At 72.7% G+C, this 20,882-nt stretch carries 15 protein-coding genes; 8 read left to right on the forward strand and 7 right to left on the reverse strand.

Features of this window, described 5'->3' with window-relative positions; genetic code table 11:
- Positions 1-106 precede the first annotated feature (106 nt).
- The gene (locus WMF34_RS37715; protein WP_437990822.1) at positions 107-940 is read left to right on the forward strand and encodes a hypothetical protein; all 834 of its coding nucleotides are present in this window, start codon (positions 107-109) and stop codon (positions 938-940) included.
- A gap of 21 nt (positions 941-961) precedes the next feature.
- Here the strand turns inward: WMF34_RS37715 and nadA are convergent, their stop codons facing one another.
- Entirely contained in the window at positions 962-1,921 is a 960-nt protein-coding gene (gene nadA, locus WMF34_RS37720; RefSeq protein WP_012240033.1) for a quinolinate synthase NadA, read from the reverse strand.
- Between the two features lie 238 nt (positions 1,922-2,159).
- Between nadA and WMF34_RS37725 the strand changes: the two genes are divergently transcribed.
- From WMF34_RS37725 to WMF34_RS37740, 4 genes are all read left to right on the forward strand, one after another.
- Positions 2,160-2,498: a DUF3634 family protein gene (locus WMF34_RS37725; protein ID WP_044966758.1), complete on the forward strand. Its 339-nt coding sequence runs from the start codon at positions 2,160-2,162 to the stop codon at positions 2,496-2,498.
- 40 nt (positions 2,499-2,538) lie between these two features.
- Positions 2,539-3,930, forward strand: coding sequence for an ABC1 kinase family protein (locus tag WMF34_RS37730; protein ID WP_012240035.1), 1,392 nt, complete (start codon positions 2,539-2,541; stop codon positions 3,928-3,930).
- 108 nt (positions 3,931-4,038) lie between these two features.
- Positions 4,039-6,147 carry a protein kinase domain-containing protein gene (locus WMF34_RS37735; RefSeq protein ID WP_437990823.1) on the forward strand — a complete coding sequence of 703 codons (2,109 nt, stop codon included), beginning with the start codon at positions 4,039-4,041 and terminating at the stop codon, positions 6,145-6,147.
- A 34-nt stretch (positions 6,148-6,181) separates the two neighbouring features.
- The gene (locus tag WMF34_RS37740) at positions 6,182-8,047 is read left to right on the forward strand and encodes an SBBP repeat-containing protein (protein WP_012240037.1); all 1,866 of its coding nucleotides are present in this window, start codon (positions 6,182-6,184) and stop codon (positions 8,045-8,047) included.
- A gap of 19 nt (positions 8,048-8,066) precedes the next feature.
- Here WMF34_RS37740 and WMF34_RS37745 read toward each other — a convergent pair whose 3' ends face one another.
- The gene (locus tag WMF34_RS37745) at positions 8,067-10,013 is read right to left on the reverse strand and encodes a ribonuclease R family protein (protein WP_012240038.1); all 1,947 of its coding nucleotides are present in this window, start codon (positions 10,011-10,013) and stop codon (positions 8,067-8,069) included.
- Positions 10,014-10,312: 299 nt separating this feature from the next.
- Between WMF34_RS37745 and WMF34_RS37750 the strand changes: the two genes are divergently transcribed.
- A complete protein-coding gene (locus tag WMF34_RS37750) occupies positions 10,313-10,843 on the forward strand; it encodes an FHA domain-containing protein (protein ID WP_231864463.1) in 531 nt (176 codons plus the stop codon).
- 19 nt (positions 10,844-10,862) lie between these two features.
- Here WMF34_RS37750 and WMF34_RS37755 read toward each other — a convergent pair whose 3' ends face one another.
- A complete protein-coding gene (locus WMF34_RS37755) occupies positions 10,863-12,710 on the reverse strand; it encodes a PEGA domain-containing protein (protein WP_437990824.1) in 1,848 nt (615 codons plus the stop codon).
- A gap of 5 nt (positions 12,711-12,715) precedes the next feature.
- Entirely contained in the window at positions 12,716-15,517 is a 2,802-nt protein-coding gene (locus tag WMF34_RS37760) for a protein kinase domain-containing protein (protein WP_437990825.1), read from the reverse strand.
- A gap of 490 nt (positions 15,518-16,007) precedes the next feature.
- Here WMF34_RS37760 and WMF34_RS37765 point away from each other — a divergent pair, with 490 nt between their 5' ends.
- Entirely contained in the window at positions 16,008-17,405 is a 1,398-nt protein-coding gene (locus tag WMF34_RS37765) for a cytochrome-c peroxidase (RefSeq protein WP_437990826.1), read from the forward strand.
- A 54-nt stretch (positions 17,406-17,459) separates the two neighbouring features.
- Here WMF34_RS37765 and WMF34_RS37770 read toward each other — a convergent pair whose 3' ends face one another.
- The 3 genes from WMF34_RS37770 to WMF34_RS37780 all read right to left on the reverse strand — a co-directional run bounded on the left by WMF34_RS37770 (position 17,460) and on the right by WMF34_RS37780 (position 19,996).
- Positions 17,460-17,768 (reverse strand): hypothetical protein, encoded by a 309-nt coding sequence (locus tag WMF34_RS37770; protein WP_157907193.1) that lies wholly within the window; start codon positions 17,766-17,768, stop codon positions 17,460-17,462.
- Positions 17,769-17,887: 119 nt separating this feature from the next.
- A complete protein-coding gene (locus WMF34_RS37775; RefSeq protein WP_012240044.1) occupies positions 17,888-18,445 on the reverse strand; it encodes a hypothetical protein in 558 nt (185 codons plus the stop codon).
- Positions 18,446-18,607: 162 nt separating this feature from the next.
- On the reverse strand, positions 18,608-19,996 hold the full coding sequence (locus WMF34_RS37780) for a diiron oxygenase (protein ID WP_231864464.1): 1,389 nt from the start codon (positions 19,994-19,996) through the stop codon (positions 18,608-18,610).
- Positions 19,997-20,234: 238 nt separating this feature from the next.
- Between WMF34_RS37780 and WMF34_RS37785 the strand changes: the two genes are divergently transcribed.
- Positions 20,235-20,696: a PIN domain-containing protein gene (locus tag WMF34_RS37785; protein ID WP_437990827.1), complete on the forward strand. Its 462-nt coding sequence runs from the start codon at positions 20,235-20,237 to the stop codon at positions 20,694-20,696.
- The last annotated feature ends 186 nt before the right edge of the window (positions 20,697-20,882 follow it).

Consider the following 20,882-nt stretch of genomic DNA (forward strand, 5'->3'; position numbering starts at 1 on the left):
CACCTCGGCGGCGGCGGAGCGCGCCCGGCGGCCCCGCGGCGGGCGGCGGGGGCGCGAGCGCAGCTGGCGGCTCGGCCACACACAAAAGCCTGCTACAAGGGCGGGCATGCGAACCGCTCGCGCCCGCGTCGGACGAGGCACGGCGGCGTGCGCGGTCGCGCTCGCCTGCGCCTCGACCGCGCACGCCGAGGAGCCCTCGAGCGCCGCGACCTCCAAGGATGCCGCTTCCGCCGAGCAGCCACCGGGACCTCCGCGGCCGCCGCTGCCGCCCGCGCCCCCCCGGACCCGCTTGCCTTGGGCCAGGCACATCGAGGTCGGCGCGGACATCGCCCTCGTCAACCGGTTCGGCTCGAGCGACGCCGCCGGCCAGCCGACGGGGATTCGCCTGAAGCCCGCGATCGGCGTCGGGGCCCACGCGCGCTGGCAGATCTTCGACTACCTGCGCTTCTCCGCCTTCTTCGTGCACGCCAAGCACGAGCTCTCGCTCCAGGCGGGCGCGCTCGCGCAGCCCGGCCCGATCACGGCAGAGCCGCGCGAGGACGGCGCGCCCGCGGTGCGCACCCTCGCGCTCGGCGCGCGCCTCGCGCCCACGCTTCCGCTCGGCGAGCGCGCCCGCTCGTGGCTGTCGGTCGGCGTCGGCTACGACAGGTTCGACTTCAACCGCATGCGGGTCTCCGACCCCGGGGGGGAGTTCACGATCCGCGAGCGCGGCGCGTCGTACGTCGAGATCCCGCTGGGGCTCGGGGTGTCGTTCGACATCATCCGCCGCTGGCTCACGATCGAGCTGGAGACCTCGGGCGCCTTCCTGCTCGGCCGGGGCGGCGACGCCACCCGGGAAGGCCAGGCCATCGACGCCCAGGGGCGGCGGCGCAACGTCGGCGCGCTGCCGCAGGCCCGGGGCTCGTTCGTCCAGACGCTCGGCCTCTCCCTCGTGCTGTGATCGCCGCGTCGCGCGGCGAGCTCAGCTGAGGGCCAGCATGCGATCGATCGGGACGCGCGCGCGCTCGCGCAGCTCGGGCGCCATCTCGAGGCGCGGGGCGAGATCGCGCAGCGCGAGATAGACCTTCTCGAGCGTGTTGAGCCGCATGAAGGGGCACTCGTTGCAAGCGCAGTTGCCCTCCGGCGGCCCCTCGATGAACTCCTTGTGCGGGGACGCCTTGCGCATCTGGTGCACGATGCCGCTCTCCGTCGCGACGATGTACTTCAGGGCGTCGTCCGCTGTCGTGTACTTGAGCAGCGCGGTCGTCGAGCCGATGTAGTCGGACATCCGCAGGATCGGCTCCTCGCACTCCGGGTGCGCGATGAGCTTCGCGTCCGGGTGGCGCTCGCGCAGCGCGACGATCTTGCGCAGGCTGAAGGTCTCGTGAACGACGCAGCTGCCCTGCCACAGGCGCATCGGGCGGCCCGTCCGCTCGACGAGCCAGCGCCCGAGGTTCTTGTCGGGCGCGAAGAGGATCTCCTGCCCCTCCGGGATCGCGCGGACGATCTTCTCCGCGTTCGACGACGTGCAGATGTAGTCGCTCTCGGCCTTCACCTCGGCGGAGCAGTTGATGTACGAGATCGCGGCCGCGCCGGGGTACCGGGCGCGCCAGGCGCGGAAGCGGTCGACGGGGCAGCCGTCGGCGAGCGAGCAGCCGGCCGCGAGGTCGGGGACAACGACGATGCGCTCGGGGTTCAGGATCTTCGCCGTCTCGGCCATGAAATGCACGCCGGCGAACAGGATGACGTCCGCGGTCGTCTTCTTCGCCTGCTGGGCGAGCTGCAGCGAGTCGCCGAGGAAGTCTGCGAGATCCTGGATGTCGCCGTCCTGGTAGTAGTGGGCGAGGAGGACGGCGTTCCTCTCCCGCTTCAGGCGGCTGATCTCGTCGTGCAGATCCAGGCGTGGATCGATGGCGGCAGGCTGGGGCGCGGCGCTCGTCATGGCCCCCTAAGGTAGGCACCGCGCGGCGCGCTGGCCAGGCCCCCGAGCCGCGCGGCGCGCTCCGGCGCGCTCCAGCCACGGCCACGCAGCCGGTGCGGCGGTTGCCGGCGCCCGAGCCGCGCAGCGCGCTCCAGCCGCGCAGCCGGCCGCGTCTCCCTCGTTGACAACGGCCGGCACCGGTTCACGATCGAGGCCCGCGGTGGGCCTGGGGAGGAGCTCTCGTCGTGGGCGGCCACCCATGTCCTTCCTGATCCCCGTCGCGCTGCTCGCCCTCGTCGTACCGCTCGTCGTGGCGCTCCTGCGCGCAAATGAGCTATTTTGCGTGCGCGTCGAGGGGCGCAACGTCCGGCTGCTCCGGGGCCGGATGCCGCAGCGGTTGCTCGACGACATCACGGACGTCCTCCGCGCGGCGCCGGTCGGGCGGGGCGCGGTGCGGGTCGTGGTCGAGGACCGGCGCGCCCGGGTCCACGTGGAAGGGGATATCTCTCCCGAGCAGGCTCAGCAGCTGAGGAACACCGTCTCCATGTGGCCGGTTCCGAAGATCCGCGCGGCCCCGAAGCGCCGCGCGGGCGCATGACCCCGCCGCCGACATTTCCACCCTAGCGAGTCAGTCCCGCATGGCCGACGACAAACCCCGAGACAATCCGCCGACCTCCAAGCTGGGGCGCCTCGCGCGCCTCGCCGGCCTCGCGCCCCGCACGATCCCGTTCGCCATCGAGGGCGCGAAGCGCGTCCTCGGCGCGACCCGGACCGAGGAGGAGGAGGCCGAAGCGCGGCGGAGGATGGCCCAGGAGGTCAAGAAGACCGCCGAGGCGATGCTGAAGACGCTCGGCGAGATGAAGGGCCTGCCGCTCAAGTTCGGCCAGATGGCGAGCTACATCGACGGGCTCGCGCCGCCGGGATACGAGGAGAAGTTCCAGGCCACGCTGAAGAAGCTGCTCGACAAGGCGCCGCCCCTGTCGCCGGAGGCCGCGGAGCAGATGATCCGCGAGGAGCTCGGCGCCCCGCCCGAGCACGTGTTCGCGGCCTGGGAGCGCGAGCCGTTCGCGGCGGCGAGCATCGGACAGGTGCACCGGGCCACGACGAGGTCGGGGGAGCGGGTCGCGGTGAAGGTGCAGTACCCCGGCATGGACAGGGCCATCGAGAACGACCTGAAGAGCGTCTCGATGCTCGAGGCGATGATGGCGCCCCTCGCCAAGAAGCTGCACGCCCGGCAGACCGTCGACGAGCTCCGCAAGGTCTTCCTGTCCGAGCTCGACTATGCGCGCGAGGCCGAGATGGCGGACCTGTTCCGCCGCATGAACGCAGGGGACGAGGACGTCTCTATCCCGCGCATCCACCACAGCCTCACCACGAGGCGCGTCCTCACGCTCGAGTTCGTCGACGGCATGAGCTACGCCGAGTTCTGCGAGCGCGGCAGCCAGGAGGCCAAGAACCGCGCGGGCCTCTCCATCTGGCGCTTCACCTTCCGCTCGATGCTCCGGTACGGCTGGCTCTACGCCGACCCGCACCCGGGCAACTACCGCTTCCACGAGGACGGCCGCGTCACGATCCTCGATTTCGGCTGCGTGAAGCAGCTCCCGCCCGACCTCGTGGCGGGCATGAAGCGCTACATGCGCGCCGCCATGGACGCGGACTGGAAGGAGTTCGACCGGGCGTGCGTGGAGGTGCTCGGCTACGACCCGGCCGACGAGAGCTGGGATCTCTACCGGAGCTACACGATGGAGCTCATGGTCCCGCTGTGCACGCACGGGACCTGGAAGTGCTCCCCGGAGAAGGCGCGCGAGACGGTGGCGTACCTGACCCGCGGTATCCGGGGGCTCGCCCTCAAGGAGGGAGAGAAGATGCCCACCATCCCCCACGTGCCGAAGATGCCGCAGGACTTCACGTTCGTGAATCGCCTGCAGTGGGGGCTCGCGTCCGTGCTGGCGGGGCTCCGGACCGAGGCGGCGTTCCGGCGGACCATCGATCCCTGGGTGCGCGACGGGGTGCACCCCGTCCCCGATTGAGCGAGGATCGCTGGTAGGCTCGTCGGCGCGGAGAGGCGCGCCGAGGTCGCTTCCGCCGCGGCTCTCACCTTGACCTCGATCCCGCACGCTGTGACATTCGATCGGGGCATGGACGACGAGAGGGCGGCCTGCGAAAGGCGCGTAGGAACGACCCTGCGGGGCAAATGGACGATCGATCGCCTCGTCGGGATCGGCGGGATGGCCGCCGTCTATGCCGCGACCCACAAGATCGGGCGGCGCGAGGCGATCAAGATCCTCCACCCCGAGGTGGCGCGCTCGAAGGACCTGCGCGCCCGGTTCGAGCGCGAGGCGCAGGCCGTCAATCGCTTCCAGCACCCCGGCGTGGTCGAGATCCGCGACATCGACGTGACCGAGGACGGCGCGCCGTTCCTCGTGATGGAGCTCCTCGACGGCGAGTCGCTCGCCGACCGGATCCAGCGGCTCGGCAGCATCGAACCGGGCGAGATGCTGCGGCTCATGGATGAGCTGCTCGACGTGCTCGGCGCCGCGCACGGGCAGGGGATCATCCACCGCGACATCAAGCTCGACAACCTCTTCGTCGAGAAGACCGGGCGCCTCAAGGTGCTCGACTTCGGCATCGCGCGCATGCGCGACGGCGTGAAGACGGCGATGCGGACCCGCACGGGCGCGACGCTCGGGACGGTGTCGTACATGGCCCCGGAGCAGGTGCGCGGCATCTCGGTCGACCACAGGGCGGACCTGTTCGCCGTCGGCGCGACCATGTTCCGGGTGATCGCGAAGCGGCGCATCCACGAGGCGCGCACGGAGTCCGAGCTGCTCGTGAAGATGGCGACCATGGCGGCGCCGCCGCTCGCGAGCGTCGCGCCGGAGACGCCGCACGGGCTGTGCCTCGTCGTGGACAGGGCGCTCGCGTTCGATCGCGACCGGCGCTACCCGGACGCCCGCACGATGCAGGCCGACGTGCGCGCGCTGCTGCATGGAGCGGCGCCGCCGCACGCGTCGGCGCGCCTCGCGGCGGGCGACGTGCCGTCGGCGGGCGCGCCGCCGCTCTCCCCGATGCTCCTGTCGGCGGCCGCCTCGGCGGACGCGCAGGCCGAGCCTCCGCCGCGGCCCGCGGCCCCGTCGGGCGCGAGATGGAACGAGGTGGGCTCGGCGCCCGCGATCGGGTCGGAGCTCGGCCCGGGCAGCAGCGGGGCGTCCTCGTGGGAGGCCGCCACGATGGCGGCGCACGGAGCTCCACGCGGGAGCGCCATGGATGCGGCCCAGGCGCACGGAGGCCACCCCGGCATGGCGCAGGCCGCCCCCGGCGCTCCGAATGGACCGCCGTCGGCCCTGCACAACACCGGCGCCGGCCACGCCGGAGCGCACGGCGCGCCCCCATCGTCGTGGCAGGGCGCCAGCGCGCCCCACAGCGCGCCCGTCTCGCTCCACAACACAGGCTCGGGCCTGCACAACACCGGTCCGGCCTACGGCGCGCCCGCCTCGGCGCACGGCCCCAGCGCGCCCCACGGCGCCCCCGTCTCGCTCCACAACACGGGCTCCGGCCTGCACAACGCCGGCCCGGCCTACGGCGCGCTCGCCCCGGCGCACGGCCCCAGCGCGCCCCACGGCGCCCCCGTCTCGCTCCACAACACAGGCTCCGGCCTGCACAACGCCGGCCCGGCCTACGGCGCGCCGGCCCCGCGGCACAGCGCCGGCGTACCGCACGGCGCGCCCGCCTCGCTCCACAACACCGGCTCGTCGCTGCACGCCACCGGCTCGGCCTACGGCGCGCCCGCGCCGCCGCACGGCGCCAGCGCGCCCTACGGCGAGCAGCCGGCCGCCGCGTGGGCGCCGCGCCACGCTCAGCCGAGGCTGCCGCCGAAGCTCGTGATCCCGCTCGCGCTCGGCGGCGTGGCGCTCATGATCGTGAGCGTGCTCGCGGTCTGGATGGCGCTCCGCGACGAACCCCAGAGCGACGCGGTCCAGCACGATCTGCTGCCGGCCCAGAGCGCGAGCGCCGGACCGACCCAGCTCTCCCCGTCCTCGGAGAGCACCGACGAAGCGCGGAGCAACGTGAACGAGCCAGGATCGCGGAGCAACGTGAACGAGCCAGGATCGCGGAGCAACGTGAACGAGCCAGCGACGATGCGCCCGGACGCGCCGAACGCTCCGGCGAGCGCGCCGCCCGCGAGCACGTTCATCATCGACTTGACCAAGAAGAAGCAGCTGACGAGAAAATCACGCCAGGACTGAAGCCAGATCGCCGAACATGGAGCTCCGCCCCCTCATGGTGACGAGGACAACCCCGCGCGCTCGATCGATGCTCGTCGGGTCTGCGCTGGCGCTCACGCTCTCGGGAGCGTGCTCGGACCCGGTGCCGATCGGCCCACGTCCCGACGCCGGCGGCGACGGTGGAGGCGGCAGCGGAGGCGCGCCGCCGCTCTGCAGCTCCGGCGACGTGCAACCCTGCTATCCCGGCCCGGCAGACACCGAGGGTGTCGGCGTGTGCGCGGCGGGCGTGCGAAGGTGCCAGCCAGACGGCCAGAGCTTCGGCGAGTGCGAAGGCGCCGTGGTCCCGAGGCCCGAGGACTGCAGCACCACCGTGGACGACGACTGCGACGGCGCGACGAACGAGCCCGACGCAGGGTGCGTGTGTACCCCGGGCCAGATCAAGACGTGCTACAGCGGCCCCGAGGGGACGAGCGGCGTGGGGCTCTGCGCGGTGGGGCTGCAGATGTGCGATCTCTCAGGCACGTCGTGGCGGCCATGCGGCGGCGAGGTCACCCCGCAACGAGAGACGTGCACGGACGACACCGACGAGGACTGCGACGGCTTCGCCTGCAGCACGCCGCTCTGGGCCGCCGTCTACGGTGATCAGAACACCCAGAGCGCGACCAGCGTCGGCGTCGACGCGCAGGGAAACGTCTATATCGGCGGCACCTTCTCGGGGACCATCAACCTGACCGGCAAGGAGACGGGCGCCCTCGTCAGCATCGGCACCTCCGACGTGTACGTCGCGAGCTTCGACCCCTCCGGGCAGCACCGCTGGAGCGCGAGGTTCGGCGGCAGCGGCGCCGAGACGCTCAACGGGCTCGCGGTGACGCCCGAAGGCAACCTCGTGCTCGGCGGGACGTTCTACGGCTCGTTCACGTTCGGCGGCACGACGCTGAGCAGCGTCAACGCGCTCGACACCTTCGTGGTCACGATGACCGGAGAGAAGGGCGAGCAAGGCTGGGCACGCCAGCTCGGCGACGCGGCCGATCAGACGCTGCGCTCGATCGCGGTGGACCCCGCCGGAAACATCGTGATCGCCGGCTACTTCAGCGGCTCGCTGCTCTGCTCGTCGCCGCCCGTCCCGGTCTGCGCCACCAGCGCAGGCGGCACCGACGTCTTCGTGCGGAAGTACGATCCGCTCGGCGCCGTCCTGTGGACCAGGATCTACGGAGACGACAAGAACCAGTTCGCCACCGGCGTCGCCGTCGGCAACGACGGCAGCGTGCTCGTCACCGGCCGGTACAACGGCACCCTGACCGTCGGCCCCCGGCAGGTGAAGAACACCGGGCTCGGGCCGAACCTGTTCGTGCTGAAGCTCGACAGCAGCGGGAACGGCGTCTGGCTCTCGGACTATGGAGACACGGCGTCGCAGGCAGGCACCGGGATCGCCGTCGCTCCCTCGGGCGCGGTGCTCGTGACCGGGACGTACATGGGCACGCTCAACTTCGGAGCGGCCGGCACGCTCCCCGCCAACGATGTGCAGACGGCGTTCGTGGCGTCGATCGCCCCCGACGGCGTGCCCGTGTGGGCGCGGTGGTTCGCCGGAGACGGCACCCAGGAGAGCACGTCGATCGTCGCGGACGCGGAGAACGGCGTGGTGGTGACCGGCTCGGTCCAGGGCGTGGTCGACCTCGGCGGCGGGCCGCTGCCCAGCGGCGGCGGCTTCGACGCCTTCGTGGCGAAGCTCGACGCCGACGGCAACCACCTCTGGGGGAAGGTGCTCGGCGCCGCCGGCAACCAGAAGTCGAACGCGGCGGCCATCGCGCCGAGCACGGGGGTCATCGCGCTCTCCGGCACCGCCGAGGGGAAGATCGACTTCGGCTTCGGCGAGCGCGAGGCGAACGGCACCGACGCGTTCGTCGTGCTCCTGTCGCCGTAGACCGCAGCCGCGGCCCCGGTCACGGGGCGCCGCGTGCGCCCGCAGGGACGAGGTCGACGCGGCCGAGCTCCTCGTTGGTCGCCGCGATGGCGGCGCGGATCGGCTCGCCGACGCCGTAGCGACGGCTCGCGCCGACCAGCGCCTGGGCGGCGGCGTCGATGCGATACGGGCCGCCCGGCAGCGCCTCCAGCGCGATCGTGCCCGTCGCGCCGGACTCGACCATCTGGACGACGAGGCCGAACGGCTTGATGGATACGATGTAGCCCTCGATCTCCTCGCCGACGCGGGAGGCGAAGAGGCGCGCCACGAGCATGCGGTGCCGCTCCGTCTCGGCCTTGGCGGCGCTGCGCGCGCGCGCGTTCAGGTGGTGGGCGAGCGACGCGAGCGCCTCGGCCTCGACGCGCTGGTCGCGGCGGCCCTGGAGATAGCGCTTGACCACGCGGTGCACCGCGAGGTCGGCGTAGCGGCGGATCGGGGACGTGAAGTGCAGGTACAGCGGGGCGCCCAGGCCGAAATGCAGGCCTCCGGCGCCCGTGTACCGGGCAGGGCCGAGCGCCTTGCCGACCACGGTGCGGATGGCCGGCGCGAGCTCGGAGCCCCTGTACTGCGCCTCGAACGCCGCGAGGCCGAGGGGGCTCAGGCGCGCGCCGAAGCCGGCCTCGACGCCGAAGTTGTGCGCGAACTGCTCGAGCGCGCGGACGCGCTCCTCGGTCGGCTCGTCATGGACACGAAAGACGCAGGGGAGCCCGCGCGCCACGAGCCAGCTGGCCACCGCCTCGTTCGCCGCCACCATCAGCCGCTCGATGAGGCGGTGCGCGCCCGTGTCGGAGCGCGGCGAGACGGCGGTCGGCTCGCGCGTCTCGGCGTCCAGCGTCACGTACGCCTCCTCGCGATCGAGCTCGACGCCGCCGCGCGCCGCGCGGACCGTCGACAGCCGCGCGGCCGCGGTGCGGAGCCAGCGCACGACCGGCCGGGCGGCCTCGGGGATGCCGGCGGAGCGGCCCGTCGTCAGGAACTCCTCGACGGCGTCGTACGAGAGGCGGGCGTGCGAGCGGATCACGCTCTCGTGCAGATCGATCGACGTGATGCCCCCCTCGGGGTCGATGCGCAGCTCGACCGTGACCGCGAGCCGATCGACCCCCGGCAGCAGGCTCGCCGCCTCGCTGGAGATCGCGTCGGGGAGCATCGGGATGACGCGGCCAGCCAGGTAGACGCTCGTGCCCCGGGCGCGGGCCTCGAGATCGAGCGGCGAGCCCTCGGGGACGAACGCGTCCACGTCGGCGATCGAGACGAGGACGCGCAGCGCCCCGTCGGGCCCGGCCGGCAGCACGGAGACGGCGTCGTCGATGTCCGTGGTGACGGGCGCGTCGATCGTGACGGTGATGACGTCGCGCAGGTCGCGGCGGCCGCGCGCGAGCTCGCGCTCGACCGACACCGCCGCCACCGCCGCGCGCGACGCCTCGAGGACCTCGCCCGAGAACACGGCGCGCACGCCGTTGCGGGCGAGGCACCGCTCGATGCCGAGGTCGGCGCCCGACGCGACGACGCGCGCCGGGACGACCGCCGCGCCCTCGATGGTGGCGACCACCGCGGCGCCCTCGGGGAGGTCGTCGGCGCTGCCCGGCTTGAACGGCCAGTCCGTGTTGGAGACGAGGCGATCGACCCGGAGGTGCGGCCGCTTCGCGTGCGATACGACCGTCCCGAAGAGCTCGGAGCGATCACGCTGGACGAGGGCGAGCTGCGACGCGCTGAAGCGACCCGGCTCCGCCTCGACGACCACCGCGTCGACGACGTCGCCGTCGAGGAACGGGTTCAGATCGGGCGGCGCGATGAAGGCGGTCGCCGAGCCGAGGGCAGCCCAGCCCGGCCTGCCCGGCCCCCCCGCCTTCTCCGGAGAGGCCTCGATGTTCAGGAACCCGAAGCCACGGGGGTTGACCGAGATGCGTCCACGAACGGGTGCGTGCATAGGCGCGGAAGGTACGCCAGATCCCGGCGCTTTCGAGCACAAGCTGCCCGTTGAGCTCGCATCGACGCCAGAGAATTACTGCAACACGGTAAACAAGCAGCGCGTGACGTCGCGGCATCGCGCGCTGCATGCCGAGATGCGCTCGGGGGGCCCGGGGTGCCTCGCGCTGCGCTGCGATGACGTGCGGGCGGCATCGCGGTTCCACGTGCGCCGGGGACCCCGTGCGTGGGCGGGACGCGACGGCAAAAGTGCCTCCCTGGACGGTTCGCGGCGCCGGATCGGCTTATACTCGACGCATCGTGGAAGACTCAGGGGACATCATCGAGCTAGCGCGTGTGATGCCTCGGGACCGCTTCGTCCGCCAGGTGACGAACCTGCTCCTCGTGGTGTCCGAGGCTGGTCCGGACAACCAGCAGATCGCGTTCCGGACGGTCGCCGCGTCGCCGGCGGCGCACCGGAAACCGCCGCCTCCGCCCGGCCCAGCGAGCGAGGTGTTCCAGCTCGTCAAGGCGAAGGGCAATCCCTATCTCGACCAGATCTCGGTGGGCCGCACGCGCAATTGCGACGTGGTGCTGCGCCACCCCTCGGTGTCCAAGCTGCACGCGCACTTCCGGCGGAATGAGCAGGGGCAGCTCGTGCTCATCGACAACGGCTCGCAGAACGGGACCCGCGTGAACGGCAAGCTGCTCTCCGAGAGCGAGCCTCAGGAGGTCTCGGTGGGCGACGTGATCCAGTTCGGCCGGCTCACGACGTCGCTGCTCGACGCGGCGGCCCTCTTCGACCTCGTGCGCGAGCAGGCGCGCCTCGCGAGGGACCAGGCGAACCGGTGAGCGCCGCGCGCGGCGGCGCTCAGAACCGGTATCCCGCGGAGACGTTCGGAAAGAACATCGTGAACGTGCCGTGGGCGAGCTCCTCGAACACGACCTTCTTGCCCGGCGCGCAGTCGACCGTGGGGTGCGCCTCGTCGCACTCGGCCCCGACCACGTAGGTGTTGCCCGTCTCGAGCGGCGGGCCGTCGACGAGGAAGAAACCGACGCCGAGGCCCGCGCTGGCGCTGAAGCGCCCGAGCTTCAGCCGGAGCCTCAGCTCGGGCATCGCGAACGGGGCGGCGGCGCGGACGGCCCTGCCCGCGTTCTGCACGGCCACGCTGACGGTCCTCTCCGCGTCGGACGCCGTGCCGGTCACCTCGTCGCTCATCTCGGCCAGCACCACGCCGAGCCCGAGCGCGCCGCCGACGTCGAGCCATGACGACAGCCCGTAATGATAGCTGCCGCCGACGATCACCGTCACGCCGGCCATGCCGATGTCGTCGTGGAAGCTGTAGCGGATGGGGAGCCTCTCGTCGCCCCCGCGCGGAGCGGCGTACGTCGCGTCGAGCGAGCGATCGAGCGTCGTGTGGAGGCTCAGGTACCCGGCCGTGAGCTCGATGGCGGCGCCGATCGGGAACTCGTAGCTGCCGCGCACGCCGGCCAGGACGCCGGACGGGCGCGAGACGCCCGAGCAACTGTAGCTGCCGCAGCTCCGCTCGGCGTCGCTCTCGAGCGACGACGCGAAGGCATAGCCGCCGGTCGCCTCTAGCCGGAACACGCCGACCCTCCGACCCCAGCGCGGGTGCGCGTCGTCGATGGCGAGCGGCAGGACGATGTCGCCCCTCGTCGTCTTGTCGACGGTCGCGCGCAGCGTGCGCGCGAAGTAGCCCGGCTCGTGCGCCTCGAAGGTGTGGCGCCCGAGCGGCAGCGCCCCGCGCCACTGCCCCTTGCCGACCGGGACGCCGTTGATGGTCAGATCCGCGCTCAGCGGCTGGGCGACGACGCGGACCTCCTCGCCGAGCGGCCCCGCCTCGACCGTGGCGACGGCGAGCTGCCCCGCGATGACGCTCGCCTCGCGGGGCGCAGAGCCGAAATTGCCCTTGCGCACCGAGTAGAAGTGCGGGCCAGGCGCGAGCGCGCCCTCCCACGGCAGCTGGCCGATCAGCGCGCCGTCGATGGTGAGATCGGCGCCGACGAGCCGCTCGTCCTCGACCTTCAGCCGGCCCGTGCTGGCGAGCGGATCGAGCTTCGCGTCCACCGACCTGGTCTCGGCGACCCCGACGGTCACGATCCGCTCGAACGTGTGCCAGCCGTCCTTGACCACGCGGAGCGTGTGATCCCCGGGGAGCAGCCGGATCGGGCCGGCGAGGGGGAGCCGGCCGCGCTGCCTCCCGTCGATGAGCACCAGGCCATCGACGTTCGACGAGACGACGACGCTGCCGATCCGCGCTCGCAGCGTCGCGATCGCGGACGCGACGCTCCGGCGCTCCGGCTCGCCGAGCTCCGCGCGGAGCTCCGTGAGCAGCGCCTCGTAGAGCTCGAGCGCCTCGTCGTAACGCCCGAGCTGATCGAGGCAGAACGCGGCGTTGAGGGTGTTGGGCACCGACGCGACGATCTGACGCGACCTCAGGTAGAGCTCGAGCGCGCGCTGGAAGTCGCCGATCTTGCGCAGCTCGTTCCCTTCCTGAAAGAGCGCCTTGGCCCGGGCGAGCGCCTCGTCCGTCGACGCGGGCGACGCGGGCGCCGACGCAGGCGGCTCGGGCGGCGCGCCCGGGACAGCCGCCGCCGGTGGGGGCTGCGCGCGGACCGGAGGCGCAGGCGCCGCGCTCGCCACGGCGAGCGCGCACGCCGACAGGCAGCGCCGCAGGGCGCGACGGGCGCGCGGCATCGGTCTCACCACCGGTCGACCGGCACCACCGCGGTCGGAGCCACCGGAGCCACGGGCGCCCCCGTGGCGGCGGGCGCGGCAGGCTCGGCCACGGGAAGAGCGCCGCGCGGGGCGCGGCTCTTCCTGTCACGACGCGGGGCAGGCTCGGAGGCCGCGACCGACGCAGAGGCCGGCGCGGGCGGCTGGAGATCGATGCGATCGGGGCGGATCGTGCCGTCGCTCAGCAGGAACACCGTCTCCTTCGTGGTCGCGCCGCCGCGGGTCACCTCGATCTCGAACGTGTCGCCGGCCTTGCCCGTGAGGTCGAGCCGGCCGTCGCTCACCGGACGCGCCGCGCCGTTGACCCGCACCGTCGCCTCCTTCGGGAGCGTCACGACGGCGGTGAAGGACGCAGGCGCAGGTGCGGGCGCGGGCGCGGGCGCGGGCGCGACGGGCAGCGCGGGCTCGCTCGGCGCTGCGGGCGACGCGAGCGGCTCGTTGCCCGTCGAGGCGCGCAGCGCGAGACCGCCGCCGATCGCGGCGAGGGCGACCACCGTGACCGCCGCCCCGACGAAGCGCCGCCGTGCCGCGCCGGAAGGCTCCTTCACCGCGGTGAAGGAGCTGCCGCCGATGGATCGCTCCTCCCCCTCGGCCGATCGCGAGAGCCTGGACTCGCGCAGCGCGGAGATCGGGGTGGCGCCGGCGCGCCGCTCGGGGTCGATGCCGCGCAGCTGATCCAGCGTGACGACGCCGGTGCCGTCCGCGTGCGGCTCGAGCGCGGCGATCAGCTCCTCCATGCTCTGCCAGCGCTCCGCGGGATCCCGCAGGAGGCCGCGGTGCACGACGGCCGCGAGCGCCGGGGAGACCCACGGCGCGGCCCCGGAGAGCGGCGGCACGCGCTCGGTGCAGATCGCGAGCAGGAGCTCGGCGAGCGAGGCGTCGGGATCCCAGGGGCAGCTCCCGCAGAGCGCCTGGTAGAGCGAGACCGAGAGGCTCCAGATGTCGGAGCGGTGATCGACGTCCTTCGCCATCTTCGCCTGCTCGGGAGACATGTAGATGGGCGACCCGAGCACGCCGCCGGCGCGCGTGAGCTCGTGCGAGACACCATCCCCCGTGCGCTTCGCGATGCCGAAATCGCACACCTTGACCACGATCCTGCGATCGCTCGACGACGGCGGGCGGATGGAGCCGGACGGGCGCCGCCCCGAGGGCGGCGGGCGGACCGAGCCGGACGAGCGCCGCACCGACGGCGGCCCCGAAGCGAGCGCGCCGCGCTGGGTGGACGGCGGCGCCGAAGCGAGCGCGCCGCGCCGGGTGGACGGCGGCCCCGAAGCGAGCGCGCCGCGCCGGGTGGACGGCGGCGCGATCGAGGTCGGCGGCCTCTGGGCCGCGCCCTCGAACGGCGCGTGCAGGAAGAGGTTCGCCGGCTTGATGTCGCGGTGCACGATCCCCTCGGCGTGCGCCGCCGCGAGCCCGCGCGCCGCCTGGATGAACACGCGCACGACGGGCTCCGGCTCCAGCGGCCCGCGCATCCTGAGGAGCTTGGCGAGGTCGACGCCGTGCAGGAGCTCCATGATGATGAACGGCGTCGCGAGCGTGAGATCCGTGCCCAGCTCGAACGTCTTGACCACGTGCGGGCTCTGGATCGCGGTCACCGCGCGCGCCTCGCGGATGAAGCGGCGCACGGCGTGGTCGTCCTGCCCGACGGCGCTCTTGAAGATGACCTTGGCCGCCACCCGCCGCCCTTCGGGCGACTCCGCCTCGTAGACGGCGCCCATCCCGCCGCGCCCGATCAGCCGGCGCACCGCGTACCGGCCGCCGAGCTCGCGGCCGACCAGCGGATCGGTCTCGGCGCCGGCGCGCTCGGCGATGGCCTCGCGCAGCTCGGGATCGAGCGGCCTCAGCATGTCGATGGTGATGCGCTCCTCGCTGCCCGACGCGGCGCGCAGCGCCTCGGCGAACGCCTCGATCGACGGATAGCGCCGGTCCACGTCGCTGTGCAGCGCGAGCGAGAGCGCTGTCGCGAGGCGCGCCCCGATCCACGGGGCGCGATCCTGGATCGACGGGAACTGCGCCAGGGACGACGCCGGCGCGTCCGCCGCCGTGTCCGCGGGGCCGAGCTCGGCCGTGTCCGCCGTGACGTCGAGCTCGGCCCACGGCGAGGCGCCGCAGAGCATCTCGTAGAGCGTCGCCGCCAGGCCGAACACGTCACCCCGCACGTCCGCGGTGCGGTCCCGCGGCCCCGATTCGTCGCGCAGAGGACCGGTGCTCCTCGCCGCCTTGCCAGGGGCGGAGGTGGCCGTGTCACAGCCCTTCGAGAGCCCGAAGCCGAAGACGCGGACGAGGATCTCTCCGCTCGCGAGGTGCTCCAGGAAGATGCGCGGCGGCCGCACGTCGCGGTAGACGAGGCCCGCGGCGTGCACCGCCGAGAGCCCCGCGGCGGCCTGGAGCGCGATCCGCACGGCGACCTCGGGCGCGAGCGGCCCCGTCTCGGCGAGCAGGGCGGCGACGTCGGTCCCGTCGAGCAGCGGCATCACGAGGTAGGCGAGATCGCGCTCGAGGTCGTGGCCGGCATCGACGATCGGGACGACATGCGCGTTGTCGAGCTTCGCGGTGACGCTCGCCTCGCGGGTGAGCCGTGACAGCGTGTCCTCGGTGACGACCTCGGGCCGCAAGACCTTGAGCGCGACGCGGCGCCCCGAGGGGCCGCGGGCCTCGAACACGACACCGAAGCCCTGCGCGGAGAGGACGCGGACGATCCGATATCCGCCGGTGAGCGCGCCCCCCACGAGCGCCGTCGGATCCGCCAGAGGTGCTGTCCGGCCCATGTCCTCAAGCATACGACGGCCCATCGCGCCCCACAAAGCATGAGTGTCACGCGACCTCGGAGGCGCGCTGCGCGCGGGCGCCGCACGGACGCGGAGCGCCGGCCACGCACCTACAACGACGCCACGCCCGCCGCACCGCGGCGCGCCCGCCGAATGTAGGCGCGACAACCGCAGATAACGCGATGAACGGACCGCCGTATACGCAAGAGCACGCGGGGATACGCGAGGACACGCAAGAGCACGCGGGGATACGCGAGGACACGCAAGAGCACGAGGGGACACGCGCTGACACGCATGGATACGCAAGGACACGTAGTAAGCCCTTTGAATCATGGAATATTTATCTAATTTGCCTTGCCGATCGAAAGCTCACGACGTTAGATTCCCATCATCCCATTCACCGCCGCTCGGTCAGGATCTGGGCAGGACTGGTTGATCTCAAGCGCGCACCCCGATGTGCGCCTCCCCCGCCGGGGGACCTGGAGGCACCATGACCCTGCGATCCCTCGGGCGCGCGCTCGCCGCCCTGACGGCCTTTCTCGTCCTCACGCTCGTCCTGGCGCGACCGGCGCGCGCCAAGGGCTCTTCCGTCGATGAGCGGCTCGCCAAGGTGCTCGCCCGACACGGGTTCACCGGAGAGATCGAGTCGACGCTGGAGTCGCGGCTCGGGCGGAAGCTCGACAAGAAGCTCGCGAAGCTCGGGCGTGACCTCTTCTTCGACAGCCTCCTCGGCCTGAACGACGACAACTCGTGCTCAGGCTGCCACGCGCCGACCGCGGGCTTCGCCGACACGCAGTCGATCGCCATCGGCATCGACAACAACGGCGTCGTCGGGCCGCACCGCACAGGGCCGCGCAACCAGCGCCGCACGCCCACCATCATCAACACGGCCTTCTATCCCGCGCTGATGTGGAACTCGCGGTTCTTCGCCGTGTCCGGCGACCCCTTCGACAACAGCCGGGGGTTCTCGTTCACCGCGCCGGAGGGGACGTCGCTCTCTTCCCTGCCGCACCTGCTCAACGCCCAGGCGTTCATCCCGCCGACCGAGGTCGCCGAGATGACCGGGTATGAGGGGCCGCCATCGCACGATGTCGTGCGCGAGGAGGTCACCGAGCGCGTGAACGACGTGAAAGCGTACCGGAAGCGGTTCGCCAAGAGCTTCCAGGCGGTGAAGCGAGGGGACGACATCACTTACGAGATGATCGCGGCCGCCATCGCCGAGTTCGAGATGTCGCTCACGTTCGCCGACGCGCCCATCGACAGGTTCGCCCGCGGCCGCCGGCACGCGATGACGCTGGAGCAGAAGCGCGGCGCGCTGCTCTTCTTCGGCGAGGCGGGGTGTGTCAGGTGCCACGCGGTGTCGGGGGAGTCGAACGAGATGTTCAGCGACTTCCAGCAGCACGCGATCGGCGTGCCGCAGATCGCGCCGACCGACGACCCGGCGCACTCGAACGTGGTCTTCGACGGCCCGAACGCCGATGAGGACTTCGGCCTGGAGCAGGTCACGGGGGATCCGGCCGATCGGTACAAGTTCAGGACCTCGCCGCTGCGCAACGTCGCCCTCCAGCCCACGTTCTTCCACAACGGCTCGTTCACGTCGCTGGAAGGCGCCATCCGCCACCACCTCGACGTCTACACGTCGGCCACGGAGTACACGAACAAGCACCTCGATCGCGATCTGCGGGGTGAGATGGGCCCGCTCGCGCCGGTCCTCGCCGCCGTCGACCCGCTGCTGCAGGAGCCGATCGACCTCACGGAGGAGGAGATCAGCTGGCTCTGCGCCTTCGTGGGAGAGGCGCTGCTCGACCCGCGCGCGACGCCGAAGCGGCTCGAGGCGCTCATCCCGGAGGAGCTCCCGAGCGGGCGCGAGGTCCACCGCTTCGAGTAGCCGCGGACCGGGCAGGCGGCGCTCACCCGGTCGAGCGCCCGCCGGCACCCCGGCTCAGCTGCGATCCAGGCAGCTGCTCAGCGAGTCTTTCTGGATGCTGCACTCCTCGTCGTACTTCGCAGGATCGCAGTGGTCCTCGGCGTGGCTCCGACACTCGAGATACGACTCCCGGGCGTCGTGGCAGCCTGCCTCCTCGGCGGCCTCCGTATCGGCGCTGCACATCGCGAGGCAGCTCTGCTCCGTCATGGCGTCCCCCGGGCACTCCACGGCTTGCTCACAGAGCTCAGGGCACCCCTCCTCGCCGTGCTCGTCGCTGCAGCCCACGGCGACGAGGGCGAGCACCAACATGGTCATTACCTTCATCGGCCCACCGTATCACGAGCGCGACGGCGCGCGCTGGCGCGGCCCAGGTGGGCGCCAGTGGGCAGCAGCCAGGGCGGCGCGCCGGCTCTCTCCGGCGACAGCGCCCGGGAGGGCGCAGCTCAAGGCAGCAGCCGGGAGAGGAGGCTCCACTTCGCCGAACGACCGGACTTCATGGCGAGGACCGTGGTCACGCCGATCACCCCCGCCGTGAGGGCGATGTTGAGCGGCCCCATGACGCCGAGGAGCCGGTGCAGCGCCGCGGCCTTCGCGGGCGGGCGAGGCGCCGGCGCTTCACCCTCGTTGAGGAGGTGCACCCCGCCGTCGGGCGCCTCTTCGCGCATCTGCTGTCCGCCCAGCATGCTGGCGACGCTCGTGGCGAGCGTCGCGCCCAGGAGGACGTCCTTCAAGCGCACCAGATCGCGGGTCTCACGGTCGATCGATCGCCCCGAGATCACCGTCCGCCCGATGAACCAGGTGGCCGCGGCGGTGCCGAGCGAGATCGCGCTGACGAGGTTGTACCGCTGCCATGCGTCAGAGAGCACCTTGCCCCGCTCGGCCTCGGAATGGATGTCCTTGACCGCCTGGCGCAACGCCAGCCGGCCGAAGAGGGGGCCGCCGAACCCCGCGGCCAGACCGAGCTCATGCAGCACCCATGCGGACGTCGAGAGTGTAGCCATGTCGTTCCACCTCGTCGCGACGCACAAGCAAGATCGTGCCCAGGGCTTGACTGCGCGCCAGGATCCAGGCCGTCGCCGGCGCGCCGCCTCGGCAGCGCGCCGGCGTCCGCGAGGGCGAGGCCGGCGCGGACCCGGCGAGGACGGCGCTCGCCCGGCGCCAGGTCACGTCGACAGGTACGTCGCGCCGCCGCGCAGCACGGCATTCCCGCGAGCGCCGCTGAACTCTCGTCCGGCGGATGAACCACGCTCGTCGACGAGCGCGGCGGCGGCGGGACGGAGCACGTCGGCCACGGCCTGCCGCCGCAGCCGGCGGAGCTCGTCGGCCGCGAGGAACCCGTGGGAGGGCGGGAGATCGCGGTCGGCCAAGTCCGGCGCCCCGGTGCCCACCTGCTCGAGCGCGCGCGCGAAGGCCGCGGCGACGCGCTCTCGAAGGCGCGCGCCGCCCGTCGTGACGGCCCAGCGGACGAACGCCCAGGCGAGCTCCGCGTGGCGGGCCTCGTCGCGCGCGATCGCCTGGAGCGCCATGCGCACCGCCGGCGGCTCTGCCGCCTGCGCGGCGACCTCCGCCTCGATGGCCGAGAGGGTCTCTCCGACGCAGCCCTCCACGACGGTCGCCAGGGTGAGGGCCTCGAGCGAGCCGAGGTCGTCGAGCGCGCCGTGCAGGGGCAGCGGGCCCACGCCCACCGGCTCCCCCGCGTACGCCGAGGCGATCGCGAGCGCGACGCGCGCGTGCCGCACCTCGTCGAGCGCCGCGCGGTGCGCCGCTTCGAGCAGCTGGGGAGGCGCGCCCTGCGCCATCAGCGCGAGCGCGAAGCGGCCGAAGGAGGCGACCGAGGCGTGCTCGTTCTGGCCACGCTCGGCCCAGCGCCGGGCGAGCTCACGGCGCGCCGCGGGCGCGAGCGCGCTCAGGTCGGTGTCGGCGAGCGCGCGCTCGAAGCGCCGCAAGTCGGTCTGCGACCACGCGCTCGGAGCGCGCGAGAGCGGCGCGACGCGGGCCTCGCCCCGGACCAGGAGGGGGCGCCCTTCACAGGAGATGGAACCGACGAGGTAGCAGCAGCGCGCCGGATCCGACGCCGTCCGGTTCGCGTAGGGGCCCTGGATCCACCCGGCCGCGCCCTCGCCCTCGGCGCTGCACGTACACGTCCCCGAGCCGGGCGGCAGGTCGTCGAGGTGCGGCGCGGCCTCGGAGGACGCAGGGCAGGCGCCGCCGACCGGCGCCGTGCAGTGCACCTCGTAGCAACACTGGCCGTAATAGCCGCCGTCATGAAATGGCCCGACGCAGGTCGGATCCGGATAGGGATCGAGCGGCGCCGAGGCGTCAGGAGGATCGACCTCGCCGCCTCCTCCGGCCCCCGATGTCGCGCCTGCCGTCGAGCTCGAGCTGGATGTCGCGCCTTCAGGCGAGCTCGAGCCGGAGCTCGGCCCCGACGTCGCGCCTCCAGGCGAGCTCGAGCTGGCGCCGGACTCGATGTGCGTGCCGCAGCCCGACACCAGCGCAAGGCTCGCGCCCCACTGGGATGCGACCAGGATTCGAAGCAGGAAGTTTCGCATGGACGGCGACAAGCAAGGCATGTACCGGGCGAACAACCGTGTCTCCGGCCGCCGGGAGAGCACCGCCGTGCCAGCATGTGCCATCGCCCTGTACCCTCCACGCGGCCTCGGCCCATGCTGCCGGTGGACCTTCCATCCGGCCGCGGCCCTGGATACCGGGTCTCGATGTCACCAGACCACCCGGACGGCCGGGCAGATCTGGAGCGGCGCGATGGTGCGTCCGTCTCGAGGAGGCTTCATGCAGATCGTTCTCGATAGCTCCGTCGCCATCGCCTCGATGAAGCCCAGAGAGCCCGGGCACGCGGACGCGCTCGGGTTTCTCGAGCGCGCCCGCGCCGCCGTGGCCGCGGGCGCGGCGCGCGTGCTCGCGCCGCCCGAGCTATGGCTGGAGGTGTACGTCGCCGAGCAGCGGCTCGCGGCGTCGCGGCGGGCCGCGCCCGTGGCCGCGAGCCCGCTGGGAGGCCTCGCGATCGAGCTGGTCGCGCCCGTGGACGCGGGCGCCATCGCGGAGTTCCTCGACCAGCTGACGAGGCGCATGCGCGGCCGCAGGCCCTTCGCCAACGCGACCGACCTCGTGTATCTGTGGGCCGCCCGCCGCGCGGATGCGACCGTCGTGACGCTCGACGAAGGGCTCCTCAAGTACCACGGTGTCGTCTGCGATGTGACAAGGCCGCAGCACGTTCGGCTCGAATCCGGATAACGCGTCGCAGCGAGCGGCAATGCACGTCGCGACAACCGCTGTCCGAGAAACGTCGAAAACAGCGTCTCTGGATGGTCACGGCGCAAGTTTACACTCCGCACAAATGCACTTGTCGCACCCGGCGAGGGCAGCTATCCCTGAGCGTCGCAGCGGAGCGCGCGGAGCTCGCGAGCCTGGGCTGCGCGG

It is taken from the genome of Sorangium sp. So ce145 (genome assembly GCF_051525985.1).
Lineage (GTDB): Bacteria > Myxococcota_A > Polyangia > Polyangiales > Polyangiaceae > Sorangium > Sorangium cellulosum_B.

Bases quoted from the DNA above. Each gene is read 5' to 3' on its own strand.
- WMF34_RS37745 (WP_012240038.1), bottom strand. From the start codon at position 10,013: ATGCACGCACCCGTTCGTGGACGCATCTCGGTCAACCCCCGTGGCTTC.
- WMF34_RS37785 (WP_437990827.1), top strand. From the start codon at position 20,235: ATGCAGATCGTTCTCGATAGCTCCGTCGCCATCGCCTCGATGAAGCCC.
- WMF34_RS37780 (WP_231864464.1), bottom strand. From the start codon at position 19,996: ATGCGAAACTTCCTGCTTCGAATCCTGGTCGCATCCCAGTGGGGCGCG.
- WMF34_RS37740 (WP_012240037.1), top strand. From the start codon at position 6,182: ATGGTGACGAGGACAACCCCGCGCGCTCGATCGATGCTCGTCGGGTCT.
- WMF34_RS37775 (WP_012240044.1), bottom strand. From the start codon at position 18,445: ATGGCTACACTCTCGACGTCCGCATGGGTGCTGCATGAGCTCGGTCTG.
- WMF34_RS37755 (WP_437990824.1), bottom strand. From the start codon at position 12,710: ATGCCGCGCGCCCGTCGCGCCCTGCGGCGCTGCCTGTCGGCGTGCGCG.
- WMF34_RS37730 (WP_012240035.1), top strand. From the start codon at position 2,539: ATGGCCGACGACAAACCCCGAGACAATCCGCCGACCTCCAAGCTGGGG.
- WMF34_RS37760 (WP_437990825.1), bottom strand. From the start codon at position 15,517: ATGGGCCGGACAGCACCTCTGGCGGATCCGACGGCGCTCGTGGGGGGC.
- WMF34_RS37725 (WP_044966758.1), top strand. From the start codon at position 2,160: ATGTCCTTCCTGATCCCCGTCGCGCTGCTCGCCCTCGTCGTACCGCTC.
- WMF34_RS37770 (WP_157907193.1), bottom strand. From the start codon at position 17,768: ATGAAGGTAATGACCATGTTGGTGCTCGCCCTCGTCGCCGTGGGCTGC.
- nadA (WP_012240033.1), bottom strand. From the start codon at position 1,921: ATGACGAGCGCCGCGCCCCAGCCTGCCGCCATCGATCCACGCCTGGAT.
- WMF34_RS37715 (WP_437990822.1), top strand. From the start codon at position 107: ATGCGAACCGCTCGCGCCCGCGTCGGACGAGGCACGGCGGCGTGCGCG.
- WMF34_RS37765 (WP_437990826.1), top strand. From the start codon at position 16,008: ATGACCCTGCGATCCCTCGGGCGCGCGCTCGCCGCCCTGACGGCCTTT.
- WMF34_RS37735 (WP_437990823.1), top strand. From the start codon at position 4,039: ATGGACGACGAGAGGGCGGCCTGCGAAAGGCGCGTAGGAACGACCCTG.